At 58.1% G+C, this 13,741-nt stretch carries 11 protein-coding genes; 7 read left to right on the top strand and 4 right to left on the bottom strand.

Translation table 11 applies throughout. The features are described 5' to 3' along the window. Window positions 1-62 precede the first annotated feature (62 nt). Window positions 63-2,099, top strand: a complete 2,037-nt coding sequence (gene ligA, locus ACXIUA_RS06385; protein WP_457976401.1) for an NAD-dependent DNA ligase LigA — start codon at window positions 63-65, stop codon at window positions 2,097-2,099. On the opposite strand, the gene ACXIUA_RS06380 is transcribed toward ligA, so the two are convergent. Then, window positions 2,096-2,761, bottom strand: coding sequence for an amino acid-binding ACT domain protein (locus ACXIUA_RS06380; RefSeq protein WP_457976399.1), 666 nt, complete (start codon window positions 2,759-2,761; stop codon window positions 2,096-2,098). The genes ligA and ACXIUA_RS06380 overlap by 4 nt on opposite strands. A gap of 189 nt (window positions 2,762-2,950) precedes the next feature. On the opposite strand from ACXIUA_RS06380, the gene gatC reads away from it, so the two are divergent. The 5 genes from gatC to gatB all read left to right on the top strand — a co-directional run bounded on the left by gatC (window position 2,951) and on the right by gatB (window position 8,585). Continuing rightward, window positions 2,951-3,250 (top strand): Asp-tRNA(Asn)/Glu-tRNA(Gln) amidotransferase subunit GatC, encoded by a 300-nt coding sequence (gene gatC / locus ACXIUA_RS06375; protein WP_457976398.1) that lies wholly within the window; start codon window positions 2,951-2,953, stop codon window positions 3,248-3,250. 2 nt (window positions 3,251-3,252) lie between these two features. Further along, window positions 3,253-4,734: an Asp-tRNA(Asn)/Glu-tRNA(Gln) amidotransferase subunit GatA gene (gene gatA / locus ACXIUA_RS06370; RefSeq protein ID WP_457976397.1), complete on the top strand. Its 1,482-nt coding sequence runs from the start codon at window positions 3,253-3,255 to the stop codon at window positions 4,732-4,734. Between the two features lie 202 nt (window positions 4,735-4,936). Further along, window positions 4,937-5,968 carry a 6-phosphofructokinase gene (locus tag ACXIUA_RS06365; RefSeq protein ID WP_457976396.1) on the top strand — a complete coding sequence of 344 codons (1,032 nt, stop codon included), beginning with the start codon at window positions 4,937-4,939 and terminating at the stop codon, window positions 5,966-5,968. A gap of 90 nt (window positions 5,969-6,058) precedes the next feature. After that, complete coding sequence (locus ACXIUA_RS06360) at window positions 6,059-7,063, top strand: bile acid:sodium symporter family protein (RefSeq protein WP_457976395.1); 1,005 nt, start codon at window positions 6,059-6,061, stop codon at window positions 7,061-7,063. A 22-nt stretch (window positions 7,064-7,085) separates the two neighbouring features. After that, window positions 7,086-8,585, top strand: a complete 1,500-nt coding sequence (gene gatB / locus ACXIUA_RS06355; RefSeq protein WP_070479176.1) for an Asp-tRNA(Asn)/Glu-tRNA(Gln) amidotransferase subunit GatB — start codon at window positions 7,086-7,088, stop codon at window positions 8,583-8,585. A gap of 77 nt (window positions 8,586-8,662) precedes the next feature. Here the strand turns inward: gatB and ACXIUA_RS06350 are convergent, their stop codons facing one another. Both ACXIUA_RS06350 and ACXIUA_RS06345 read right to left on the bottom strand, forming a co-directional pair. Beyond that, entirely contained in the window at window positions 8,663-10,096 is a 1,434-nt protein-coding gene (locus ACXIUA_RS06350; protein WP_070976366.1) for a YkvI family membrane protein, read from the bottom strand. A 348-nt stretch (window positions 10,097-10,444) separates the two neighbouring features. After that, window positions 10,445-10,906 (bottom strand): MarR family winged helix-turn-helix transcriptional regulator, encoded by a 462-nt coding sequence (locus tag ACXIUA_RS06345; protein ID WP_457976394.1) that lies wholly within the window; start codon window positions 10,904-10,906, stop codon window positions 10,445-10,447. 165 nt (window positions 10,907-11,071) lie between these two features. Here ACXIUA_RS06345 and ACXIUA_RS06340 point away from each other — a divergent pair, with 165 nt between their 5' ends. Further along, complete coding sequence (locus tag ACXIUA_RS06340; RefSeq protein ID WP_070362583.1) at window positions 11,072-11,887, top strand: DoxX family protein; 816 nt, start codon at window positions 11,072-11,074, stop codon at window positions 11,885-11,887. 13 nt (window positions 11,888-11,900) lie between these two features. Here the strand turns inward: ACXIUA_RS06340 and ilvD are convergent, their stop codons facing one another. Continuing rightward, a complete protein-coding gene (ilvD, locus tag ACXIUA_RS06335) occupies window positions 11,901-13,739 on the bottom strand; it encodes a dihydroxy-acid dehydratase (protein WP_457976393.1) in 1,839 nt (612 codons plus the stop codon). Between the last annotated feature and the right edge of the window lie 2 nt (window positions 13,740-13,741).

The raw sequence follows: 13,741 nt of genomic DNA, 5'->3' as shown, positions 1-13,741 counted from the left end.
GCTCATTACCTTACTAACCGTGTCCGATAGAGGCGCTAGACTTGCACGTTATGAACGAAAACATGAACGAATTGCCTGCTAATGACGTTGAAGTGCGTCGACTCTGGGATGACATCGCTAGCCAAGTACGCCACCACCGGGACCTGTATTACAACAGCCAACCCGTCATTAGTGACGCCGAGTTTGATGAGCTTTTCCAACGCTTGGTCAAGCTTGAGGAAGAGCATCCAGAGTTAGCAGTGCCAGACTCGCCAACCATGCAGGTTGGTGCCCCAACAGACGGCGCATTCGCTGATGTCGAGCACCTTGAGCGAATGATGAGTTTGGATAACGTGTTCTCGGAAGCCGAGTTGCGGGACTGGTTGGCAAAAACTCCCGGCCCGTACCTCACTGAGCTGAAGATTGACGGGCTATCGATTGACCTCGTGTATGAACATGGTGAGCTAGTCCGAGCAGCTACGCGTGGCGACGGGCGCGTTGGCGAGGATATTACGGCTAATGCAAAAGTCATCGAGGATATACCGCACCAGCTCAAAGGTGAAGTCCCCGCTCTGGTCGAGGTCCGGGGCGAGGTTTTCATTCGGCCTGAGGACTTCCCAGATTTGAACGCGGCGCGCATTGAAGAGGGCGGAAAACCGTTCGCGAACCCGCGCAACGCTGCAGCAGGTGGGTTGCGGCAGAAAGACCCCGAGGACGTCAAGAAGCGCAAACTTCGCATGATCTGTCACGGCATCGGTGCGCGCGAGGGGTTTGCCCCGAAGACCCAGCACGAAGCCTACGAGCAGATGGCAGCTTGGGGGTTGCCAGTGTCTGAATACACAAAGCGCGCAGCTAGCGTTGACGATGTGGTGAAAGCTGTCCGATATTGGGAGCAGCACCGCCACGATGCAATTCACGAGATGGATGGCCTCGTTGTGAAAGTCGACGCGGTAGAGGAACAGCGACAGCTGGGGGCGACGTCGCGGGCGCCACGGTGGGCGATTGCCTACAAGTACCCTCCGGAGGAGGTTACGACGAAACTGCTTGACATCGAGGTGTCCGTCGGACGAACCGGGCGCGTTACGCCGTACGCGGTGATGGAGCCCGTGTTCGTGTCAGGAACCACTGTTGCCATGGCAACGCTCCACAACCCAACTGAGGTTCGCCGCAAGGGTGTGCTGATCGGCGACACGGTCGTAGTGCGAAAAGCTGGCGAGATTATCCCAGAGGTATTGGGACCCGTCGCAGACCTTCGCACCGGGGAAGAGCACGAGTTCGTGTTCCCCGCGGAGTGCCCGAGCTGTGGGGCGACTTTGGCACCTGCGAAGGAAGGCGATGCTGACTGGCGTTGCCCGAATACTCGTTCCTGTCCGGCACAGCTCGCGCAACGTTTGAAGTACCTTGCCAGTCGCGGGGCCTTTGATATCGAGGCGCTGGGCGAAAAAGGTGCGCAGGACATGATCGACAACGGCGTCATCCAAGACGAAGGCGATCTCTTTGACCTCACCGAGGAGGACCTGAAGAAGTCAGCGGTGTACACGACAAAGAAAGGTTCCGTGAATGCTTCAGGCAGGAAACTCCTGGAGAACCTTGCCATGGCGAAGCATGCCGATTTCTGGAGGGTCCTCGTCGCGCTTTCCATCCGGCACGTTGGTCCGACCGCCGCCAGGGCGCTCGCCTCACGATACGGCAGCATGGAAGTACTTATCGACGCCCCGCTGGAAGACCTCGCGCAAACAGACGGAGTAGGCGCCATCATTGCAGAATCGTTCCAGGAGTGGTTTCGCGTTGATTGGCACCGCGACATCGTCGAAAAGTGGACTGCCGCTGGCGTGACGATGGAGATCGATGCCGCCGACGTGGCACCGCAAACCCTCGAGGGGATTACCGTGGTTGTGACGGGAACGCTGGAAGGGTACTCACGAGATAGCGCGAAGGAGGCAATTGTCTCGCGTGGAGGAAGGGCCTCGGGGTCTGTGTCGAAGAAGACCAACTATGTGGTTGTAGGGGAAAATGCCGGGTCTAAGGAGCAAAAGGCACGCGACCTCGGCCTCAGGATATTAAGTGAGGACGAGTTCACGCGTTTGCTTGAGCAGGGGCCAGAAGGGGTGGAGAACTAGGACAAAATGGAGCCGATGATGGTTCCCAGGTCTCCGATTTGCGCCACCTCTGATGCGAGGAAGTCGGGTCCACCGATACGCCCGACGACGAGGATGTAGCCAGAGGTGCCCAGCGGAGTGATGGCAAGCGCGGTGTCGAGCTGCCACCACGCTTCGGGCGTCCAGGCGTCGTTGTCTTGAACAAGTACTCGCGCATGCTCGAGGGGTGGCATGGTGGGGTGGGACTGGTCATCTTCGGGCGCGGCCTGGGATGCGCACAAACGCTGAAGCCCCTCCGGAGTGTGCTGCAACACGACAGCCCACGACGAGGTCATGGCTTGCGGGATCATGACTGTGAGCTCATCGAGGGCTTGTTTTGGCCTTTTGTCGAGTTCTGCGATCTTTGCCAGCATCCTGATGTGGCCGCTGCGGTCGACGCGCCCATCGAAGGGGCGAATTGAATCCACTTCGACACCGTCGATGGCGGAAGCGGCGGTGATTAATGCGTCGACCATCGTTCCGGTTGGCAGGCTGACAACAATGTCGTCAGTGACGGTGCCACTCGGATCAGTCTCGACAATATCGACGGATTGAATATTTGCGTCGATGACGCCGAAGGCTTCTGCGAGTTCGCCAAGACTGCCGGGTAAGTCGGGCAAGGTCACTCGTACGAGGTAAGACATAGGCTCTTTTATAGCATTGGAGACCGGCTAAATGCTGCCAATTGCATGAATATATGCATTCAGTTGTAAAAATATAGTGAAAAGGCGACGCTTCGGCGCGTGGTGTTGCCTAGTGCGGTGTGGCTTCTAGGGATAACGTAGAATGAACACGTTTTAGTGGCTAACCTACGGTAAAGATTGGACTTCACATTGGCTGAGATTTCACGCGATGAGGTCTCCCGCATCGCACGCCTTGCGCGAATTGCGTTGCAGGAGGATGAGCTTGACCAGATCGCCCAGCAGCTCGACACCATTGTTGACGCTGTTTCGAAGGTGCAACGGGTCGACACTGATGGGGTAGAGCCGATGAGCCACCCCCATGCGATTGACGCCGGCATGCGGCCGGACGTCGAAAAGAAGACGTTGACGCAGGAGCAGGCTCTTGACCAGGCCCCAGAGGTTGATGAAGAGCGCTTCGTAGTTCCGCAGATTCTCGGAGAAAGTGAGTAAGCATGACTGAGTACACGCTTCCAACTGAAGGCATCGTTTCGCTTCCGGCTCACGTGCTTGCCCAGAAGATTCAGTCCGGTGAATTGACGTCGCGTGAGGTCACCCAGGCGTTCTTGGATCGTATTGCTGAGACTGACGAGAAACTCGGGGCATTCCTGCATGTCGGCGCCGAGGAGGCGCTCGCTGCAGCCGACGCGGTTGATGCTCAGGTAGCTGCGGGTGAGCCACCTGCTTCGAAGCTCGCTGGCGTGCCACTAGCATTGAAAGACTTGCTGGTCACCACCGACGCTCCAACTACCGCAGCATCGAAGATGCTGGAGGGGTACCGCAGTCCATACGATGCGACTGTTGTACGAAAGCTGCGCGAGGCTGGGATCCCGATTTTGGGCAAGACAAACCTCGATGAGTTCGCGATGGGCTCTTCCACTGAGAACTCTGCGTACCAGGTCACCCGCAACCCGCACGACCTTGAGCGTGTCCCGGGTGGTTCCGGTGGCGGTACGGCTGCTGCGCTTGCGTCTGGCCAGGCGCCATTGGGCATTGGTACCGACACCGGCGGCTCCATCCGCCAGCCTGCGTCGCTGACTGGGACTGTCGGCGTGAAGCCCACGTACGGTGGTGTTTCGCGCTATGGAGTAATTGCCTGTGCATCCTCGCTGGACCAGGTTGGACCATGTGCGAACAACGTCCTAGATACGGCGTTGCTGCATGAAGTTATCGGTGGTCACGACGAGTTCGATGCCACGAGTGTGGATACCCCGGTGGGGGAGCTCGCAGCAGCCGCCGAGCAGGGTGCTTCGGGGGACCTGTCTGGGGTGAAGATTGGGCGCGTGAAGCAGTTTTCGCGTCCGGGCACGCAGACAGGGGTTACTGAGCGTATCGACGCCGCCTTCGCACAGCTTGAGCGCCAGGGCGCAGAGATCGTGGAGGTTGACTGCCCGAGCTTCGACGACGTTATGGGGGCGTACTACATCATCCAGATGTCGGAAGTCTCGTCGAACCTCGCGCGTTTTGACGGCATGCGCTACGGCCTCCGCACGGGCGATGACGGGAAGCACTCTGCAGAGGAGGTTATGGCGTCGTCGCGCGGCGATGGCTTCGGCCCGGAAGTGAAGCGCCGCATCATTCTCGGCACGTATGCTCTGTCCGTCGGCTACTACGACGCGTATTACCTACAGGCGCAGCGTGTACGTACACTCATCGCGCAGGATCTTCGTCGCGCGTTTGAGAAGGTAGATGTCATCGCTGGTCCGGCCGTACCCCAGACGGCGTTCAAGATTGGGGAGAAGGTCGATGACCCGTTGGCGATGTACAACTTTGATCTTTTCACCTTGCCGCTGAACTTGGCAGGTCTGCCTGGCATGAGCGTTCCTGCCGGAGTCGCGAGCGACACTGGGCTGCCGGTTGGTCTGCAGCTCATTGCACCTGCGTTCGAGGATGAGCGCCTGTACCGCGTTGGTGCAGCTTTCGAAGCTGGGCGTTAAGCGCATAAACAGGCACATCCATCTGTTGAACCCTGGGGCCTCGTGCCTCGGGGGTTTCTTCATTTTGATAACACCTTAGCGGCGGTATCGGGAAAACTGCACCGAAATAAGAGCATCAATTTATCGTCCGTGACCTGCGCGTATTGAATTTTTGGGCGGTACGAATAAGCCCTTTTGCGTTTGAAGCGCTAGGGTTGTGTGTATGCGACTTGCCACTCTTACCTCCGGCGGCGACTGCCCAGGGCTGAACGCCGTCATTCGCGGAATCGTCCGAACTGCCAGCGCGGAATATGGCTCGACAGTTGTCGGGTACCTCGATGGCTGGGTCGGACTGATGGAAGACCGCAGGATTGACCTTTACGATGACGCCTTTATCGACTCGATTTTGCTGCGCGGCGGCACAATCTTGGGCACTGGTCGTCTCCACCCTGACAAATTTAAGGCCGGGATTGACACCATTAAGGCCAACATGGAAGACGCCGGCGTTGACGCGCTGATCGCCATTGGTGGCGAAGGCACGCTCAAGGGAGCGAAGTGGTTGGCCGATAACGGTATTCCAGTTGTCGGCGTGCCTAAGACGATTGATAACGATGTTGCCGCCACTGACTACACATTCGGCTTCGACACCGCCGTCTCGGTCGCAACCGATGCAATTGACCGTCTCCACACCACGGCAGAATCCCACAACCGCATCCTGATTGTTGAAGTGATGGGGCGCCATGTCGGCTGGATTGCACTCCATGCAGGCATGGCTGGTGGTGCACACTACACAGTCATTCCTGAGGATCCGTTCGATATCGCTGATATCTGCAAGGCGATGGAGCGTCGCTTCCAGATGGGCGAGAAGTACGGCATCATCGTCGTCGCCGAAGGTGCAATTCCGAAGGAAGGCACGATGGATGCGGGCCTTGGCGAAGAAGACGAGTTCGGTCACAAGACGTTTAACGGGATGGGCCAGATTATCGCCGACGAGATCAAGCGTCGCCTTGGTTATGATGTCCGCACCACGGTGCTCGGCCACATTCAGCGCGGTGGTACCCCGACGGCGTACGACCGAGTCCTTGCTACCCGCTACGGCGTACATGCGGCACGTGCTGCTCATGAGGGGCACTTTGATTCCTGCGTCGCGCTCCATGGCGAAGATATCGACTTAGTGCCGCTCGGATCGGCGGTTGCGCAGCTCAAGACGGTGCCTGAACACCGCTACAAGACTGCGCGCAGCATGTTTGGATAGATTCGTTTTCTTGCGGGGCGCCCGGCTAGTGTAAAAAGTTTTTGCGCAAACTAGCACGGGCGCCCCATTTTTGTGTCTATAGTGTCACCTATGAGTGTTTCGGTAGGTGAGAAAGTAAAACCGAATAGTGGGAATAGTCAGGATCGTGCGGCATACCTCGCGACGCTAGGCTTCCCTGTATTGGTTTTGATTGGATTTGGGCTTGGTGCCGTCGCCCCAGGTGTTGTTGCTCCGATTTCGGGGTGGACCACGTGGCTTCTGGGCATCGTCATGTTTGGGATGGGATTGACATTGCGCCCGGTTGACTTTCGCCTGGTGTTTTCCCGTCCGCTTCCGGTGTTAATCGGCGTAGTTGCGCAGTTCGTCATCATGCCTGCAATCGCGGTAGCTATTACCGCGGTGCTCGGGTTGCCGTCGGAAATCGCGGCGGGCGTAATCCTTGTGGGCTGTGCCCCCGGCGGCACCTCCTCGAATGTGGTGAGCTATCTTGCGCGTGGTGACGTTGCCCTGTCGGTGACGATGACGTCGATCTCGACGCTGTTGGCACCAATCATGACTCCGCTGCTGGCACTCTGGCTCGCAGGTCAGCACATGCCAGTAAGCGCGGCTGCGATGGCGCTCTCGATCGTCAAGATGGTCATCGTTCCAATCGTGCTCGGTCTCGTCGTGCGCCTCGTGCTGCCTCAGCTTGTTGACGCCATCTTGCCTGCGCTGCCGTGGGTCTCTGTGATTGCGATCTCGATGATCGTGGCGATTGTCGTGCAGGGCTCCCGTGAGAAACTTGCAGAGGCTGGTCTCTTGGTGCTGCTGTGTGTAGCAATCCACAACATCCTGGGGTACCTGCTGGGCTACCTGACTGGAAAGGTCACGCGTCAGCCGGAAACCGCTTCTCGAACAATGGCTGTCGAGGTTGGGATGCAGAACTCCGGCCTAGCCGCCACGCTTGCCGCACAGTACATGAACCCAGTCGCGGCACTTCCAGCGGCAGTGTTTTCTGTATGGCACAACCTCTCCGGTGCGGTATTTGCGTTCATCTGTCGCTCCGTAGACCAGCGGAAACGTGCTATGGGCGCGCCAAGCGACACGGAGAACTAGGAGAGCACTACACTAGAGCACTATGACTGCGTACGACCTGATGGATTACGACGAAGTACTGGAAAAATTCGACCCGGTTATGGGGTTGGAGGTACACGTTGAGTTAGCAACCGAGACCAAGATGTTCTCGACATCTTCAGCCCACTTCGGTGCGGCGCCAAACACCAACGTCGACCCTGTGTCGCTTGGATTGCCTGGCGCATTGCCCGTCGTTAATGCAAAGGGTGTTGAGTGGGCAATCAAGATCGGCCTTGCACTGAACTGCAAGATTGCGGAAAGCTCGCGCTTCGCGCGTAAGAACTACTTTTACCCGGATCAGCCGAAGAACTACCAGATTTCGCAGTACGACGAGCCGATCGCGTACGACGGCTACCTGGACGTCCTGCTCGATGATGGTACTGAGTACCGCGTTGAAATCGAGCGCGCGCATATGGAAGAAGACACCGGTAAGCTGACGCACCTCGGGTCTGCCTCGGGGCGCATCACGGGTGCGACGGCCTCGTTGGTTGACTGTAACCGCGCTGGTGTTCCGCTCATTGAGATCGTGACGAAGCCGATTATCGGTGCAGGGGAGCGTGCTCCCGAGGTCGCTCGTGCGTACGTTGGCGCGCTCCGCGAGCTTGTGAAGGCTCTCGGTGTCTCTGATGCACGCATGGACCAGGGGTCGATGCGCTGTGACGCGAACGTTTCGCTGCGCCCGATCGGTCAGGAGAAGTTCGGCACCCGTACGGAGACGAAGAACATCAACTCCTTGAAGTCGGTTGAGCAGGCCGTCCGCTTCGAGATGATGCGTCAGGCACAGGCGCTCGTCAACGGCGAAGAGATTGTGCAGGAGACTCGCCACTACCAGGAGAAAGATGGCTCGACGTCGAAGGGGCGTCCAAAAGAAGAGGCCTCTGAGTACCGCTACTTCAACGACCCAGACCTGCCCCCAGTTATCGCGAAGCCTGAGTGGGTGGAGGAGATCCGCAAGACGCTTCCGGAGCTTCCGTGGGTGCGCCGGGCGCGAATCCAGGAAGAGTGGCAGTTGCCTGAGAAGGAGTTCCGCGATTTGGTGAACGCTGGCGCGTTGGATCTGGTTGTGGATACAGTCGAGGAAGGTACGACTCCTGACGAGGCGCGTGCTTGGTGGGTGTCGTACATTCAGAGCAAGGCAAACGAGCTCGGCAAGGACCTTGACGCAGTTGGAGTGACGCCAAAGGACGTTGCTCGTGTGGTCGAGTTGGTGAAAGAAGGCAAGCTGACGACCAAGCTGGGTCGCCAGGCTATCGACGGCGTGATTGCTGGCGAGGGCCATGTTGATGAGGTTGTCGCTGCTCGTGGCCTCGAGGTCGTGCGTGATGATGGCGCTATCGAAAAGGCTGTCGACGACGCGTTGGCTGCCAACCCGGACATCGTTGAGAAGTACCGAGCCGGCAACAAGAAGGTAACCGGCGCGATTGTCGGTGCCGTGATGAAGGCAACGCAGGGCAAGGCTGATCCTGGTCAGGTGAACAAGCTGATCGCGAAGAAGCTGTCCTAAGCTACATCGCATAAAGGAGCCCCAGCGCCGATTCGAACCGGCGCGGGGGCTCCTTTATGTACTGCAACGAAACGGATCTATTTGCCCTTCGATGCGTTCTTGACGTCCTCGTCGGTGACGGCTGGGAACGTGCCAGTTTCGTACATCTCTGAGTAGGCCTCCCAGTCGATTGGGTCGTCGTGTGAGTCGGCGTCACCAGGTGCACCGTCGTACTCCTCGGAGTCGGGGTCGAGTGCCGGTGCGTCGTCGAGCGAGAACTCATTCTCTGGATCAGCGTGGAGATCCGCAGCGACTTCCTCCTGGACGGATTGCCACAGGTGTGTGTCACCAACGTGAGACTCGGTGACCAGGTCTTCGACCTCTTCGCGCTCCTTCGCGGACAGTTCGCTTTCTGCTGGGTCCAGCGCGGTTTCTGCGAGCTCTGCGAGGCGCTCACGTCGTTTGGTCTCTGCCGCGATACGTCCACGATCCTTGAACCAGGAAATAATCATAACGATCGAGAGCACAAGTCCGAGATAGCCAACGACAGGGTAGACCCAACCAACGAGGGCCGAGAAACCGATGAAAGACAGCGCGAAGCCAATGCCGACCACGATGAAGTAGATCAGTCGGAACTTTTCCTGACGGCCATGAGCGAGACGCCGCGCCATGGCGTAGAACATGCCTACCGCGGTGTTGTAGATCATCAAGTAAATCAGCAGCGAGACGACGAAGCCGACCGCTGGGTGCATGTTGTCAAACACCATGAGCAGTGGGAAGTCGGCGCCGTAGACGCCTTCCATGTTCATGAAAATGATGAAATTCAGGATGACCAGTAGGGCCGCAAAGATGAACCCGCCAAGCAATCCGCCAATGCCGGCTTCGCGAGGGTTGAGCTGCGAGCCCGCAATGACGAGGATCATCGAAACAGCCATGATGATGCAAAGCGTTGCGTAGTTGACAGCGGAGAGCAACCAGTTGTTGCCCACACCTGTAGCAGGTGCGTTCTGCATGGAGAGCTCGTTGATTTGGCTGATGTTGTCTGGCATGTGCACCAGCGTGATCATCAGCGCCACGATCACCGCGACGATAAGAAATGGCGTGATGATGGAAATGACGTTCGTGAGCTTGTCGACGTCCAGGAACCCTGAAAGGACAAGCAGGACGGTCATGATGGCCGCGCCCACCCAAGTTGGGAGCCCGAACTGTTGGTCAAGGTTCGAGCCTGCACCGGCGACCATGACGAAGCCGATCGCAAAAAGGGTGAACATCGTGGCGACGTCCATAAATTTCGATACAAGTGGCTTTGATACGTTCTTAAAGACGGCGCTGTGGTCGTCAGCGAGGTAGAAAGAACCCAACTGGAAGAGCGTCGAGCCAACGACGACGATAATGATGCCAGCAACAATCGAGCCGACAAGGCCCCAGTAGCCGTACGCGAGGAAGTACTGAATCACTTCCTGGCCGGATGCGAAGCCAGCTCCGACGAGCAACCCCACGAACGCGAGCGCCACACGGATAGATTTACGCATAAAACTTTGTCCCTATTGAATATGTAGAAATCGATATAAAAACTTAGCGGTGGCGTTATTGCAACGTCCACCGAACGGGAGTTGATGGTATCAAAGGCATTTCTCCAGCGCACACCATAAAACGGACGGAACAGTAGTGTTAAAGGCTCTGGGGGTGGCGCTGATAAGCGTTCGGCCGTGGTGGGCGTGGGTTGCGACTATCGAATAAACCGCCTGGTAGTAAGGGAGAAGTTGCCAGGTGGTCAGACGGGGGAGGTGCGGGGACGTGTGGAGGGAGAAGCTGGCGTCAAAAAGTATGAGATGCACGCCAAAGCGTTACAGAACTGTTACCTTGGCTAGGCTCGTGCCTTAATGGTCTGGTCCTGCCTTGGAGACGATCTTCTTCATGATTCGGTTGAGTTGGTCGGCCTCTTCCGGCGTAATGGAATCGAATACGAGCTCGCGGAGCTTCTGAAGGTAACCGGGCGTGGACCGCACGATGAATTCGACGCCGTCTTTGGTGAGCGTGGCGATGTTGGTGCGGCGGTCCGTCGAGTCTTGGCTTCGCGCCACGAGCCCACGTCTCTCCAAACGTGCGACGATATGGGACAAGCGTGATGCAGACATCTGTGTTGCCTTCGCGAGTTGGCTCATCGTGATCTTCTGATCGTCAGCTTGTGCGATCTCTACCAGTGCAAGGTAGTCAGACAGATTCATGCTTTCATTGGCCTTGAGTGCTTCGTCAAGGCGGGCAGGGATCCACGAGATCATTGCCCACATAGTGAGCCAAATTTCAGTGTCGTGTTCATCAAGCCAACTGAATCGATGCATGTGATGAGATGTTAGTAACTACAACAGATTTCAACCTAATTTTGTTCAGAGTCCCAGCTTCCGGGGCTACGTTTGAACGAAGGTGGCGTCTCTTAGCGCAAGAAGTTTTGTGGCGCGCCGACGTACAGCCTCGTAATCGGGCAGATTTGTTCTAGATTGCTAGGCATGACTGATAAAAACTTGCGCGATGCTACACCCGAGGATGTAAGTGGACTCGAAGGCATTCCTGAGTTTCAGGGATCGGCTCGAGGCGACTCGGCTCAGGGAATCTATTCGATGACGGGGAAGGCTGCTCCCACTGAGGTGTTTCCAAACGCCGACGCTCCGGGCGGCTTCGATGCCACACCGGCGACCGAAACGGTTGTTGCCAACAACACGCTCGATTCGGTGCCGACGACCTATGCGCAACCAGATGTTGCCGCTGACTCTGACCTGGAAGAGGAGAAGGTTGAGCACGCAAAGCGCGGTACGCTCGACTTTGGCTTGCTGATTGCGCGCCTTACCATCGGGCTCGCGCTCATCCTGCAAGCGATTGCGGTGTTCTTCCGTCTAGGCGATTCGGCTGGTATCGGTGGGCTGGAAGCAGAATTTGCTGCGCAGGGCTACGCATTTACCGACGGCCTGGCTATCATCCTGCCGACGTTGCAGCTCGCCGCAGGTGTCTTCTTGCTGCTAGGGCTGTTGACGCCAGTTGCAGCGATGGTGGGCATCGCAGTTACTGGCTTTGCCGTTTTACACAGCATTGTTGTGAGCGGAGTTGGCCTGAACGTGTTCGAGTGGGAACCAGCAACAGTCTTGGCAGCAGTGCTTTTCGGTGTGGTGCTCGCGCTGCAGTTTGCTGGCCCTGGCCTGTACGGCGTCGACGCGACCCGCTCGTGGGCGCGCCGACCACTAGCAAGCTCCTGGATTTTCGCAGTCCTTGGGTTAGCCGCAGCTGGTGCGCTGTGGTGGTTCGGCGCCGGGGTAAACCCGCTCGCCTAACCACGACTGCCCGCTAGTCGAGCTGGCGGACGGCGCCCTTGTCGGCGGACGTTGCCATCTTTGCGTACACCTTGAGAGCCTTCGACACTTCGCGGACACGATTTGGTGTCCACGGGTGCTCGGAGGCTTCCATTGCTTCACGGCGCTTTTCCAGGACGTCTTCGTCGACATCGAGGGTGAGCTCGCGCCGAGACACTGAGATCGAAACGGTATCGCCGTTTTCGATCAGGCCGATGAGGCCACCGTGGGCAGCCTCGGGTGAGATGTGTCCGATGGAAAGTCCTGACGTGCCGCCGGAGAATCGGCCGTCGGTAATCAGGGCGCACTTCGTGCCCAGTCCGGCACCCTTCAAGAAGGAAGTGGGGTGAAGCATCTCCTGCATGCCTGGCCCACCCGCGGGTCCTTCGTAGCGGATCACGACAACCTCACCCTCAAGTACTTCGTGTGCCAAGATCATCGACACCGCCTGCTCTTGCGAGTCCACAACATGCGCCGGTCCCGAGAACTCCCAGAGACCTTCTTCAACACCTGCAGTTTTGAGGATCGCGCCGTCCGGAGCAAGGTTGCCACGCAGGACGACCAAGCCGCCGTCAGAAGTAAACGGGTGGTCGACATCGTGGATCACGCCACGGATGGCATCGGTATCCAGGCTCGGCCACCGCGCTGACTGCGAGCATGCCTGCGTGGTTCGCTTGCCACCCGGCGCGGCGTGGAAGAGCTCGATGGCTTCTTCACATACGCCGGTGCCACGGATATCCCAGTCCTTGAGCCACTCGTGGAGGGAGTCGTAGACAATTGAGTGCACGTCCTCGTGTAGCAGTCCGCCGCGGTGGAGCTCGCCGAGGATTGCTGGGATGCCTCCGGCGCGGTGGACATCTTCGACGTGGGCTGTGCCGTTTGGAGCAACCTTTGACAGGCACGGGATGTGGTGGGACAGGTCGTCGATATCCGCGAGTGAGAAGTTCACCTCGCCCTCTTGCGCGGCCGCAAGGATGTGCAGAATCGTGTTCGTCGATCCACCCATGGCCATGTCGAGGGCCATTGCGTTGCGGAACGCGTGCACGGTTGCGATCTCGCGCGGCAACACTGAGGTGTCGCCCTCTCCGTAGTAGCGGTTGCACAGGTCAACGATGGTGGCGCCAGCTTTTTCGAACAGCTCACGGCGCGCTGTGTGCGTGGCCAGAGTGGTGCCGTTGCCAGGCAGTGCAAGGCCGAGCGCTTCGGTAAGGCAGTTCATGGAGTTAGCGGTGAACATGCCGGAGCACGATCCACAGGTAGGGCAGGCGCCTTCGACGATGGCATCGAGTTCGTTATCGGAGACAGCATCGTTTGCGGAAAGCGCGATGGCGTCAACAAGGTCGGAGGCTGGCTTTTCGACGCCACCAACGTTAATTGGCTTGCCTGATTCCATCGGGCCGCCGGAGACGAAAACCGTAGGGATGTTGAGCCGCAAAGAAGCATTCAGCATGCCCGGTGTGATCTTGTCACAGTTGGAGATGCATACCATTGCGTCGACGGTGTGGGCGTTGACCATGTACTCCACCGAATCCGCGATGATCTCGCGGCTGGGCAGGGAGTAGAGCATGCCGGAATGACCCATGGCGATACCGTCGTCGACGGCGATGGTGTTGAATTCTTTCGGCACACCGCCGGCGGCGCGTACAGCTTCCGCAACAATTTCCCCTACCTCTTTGAGGTGCACGTGGCCAGGAACGAACTGCGTGTATGAGTTGACGATGGCAACAATCGGCTTGCCGAACTCATTTTCTTCTGTACCGGTTGCTCGCCATAGTGCACGTGCGCCTGCAGCTTGGCGGCCAATGGTTGTGACTCGTGAGCGGAGAGGGATCACGG

The sequence above is a fragment of the Corynebacterium sp. UMB8791 genome (assembly GCF_054166365.1).
The sequence above is the reverse complement of the archived record's forward strand: the minus strand, read 5'-3'. Positions and strand labels throughout refer to the sequence as shown.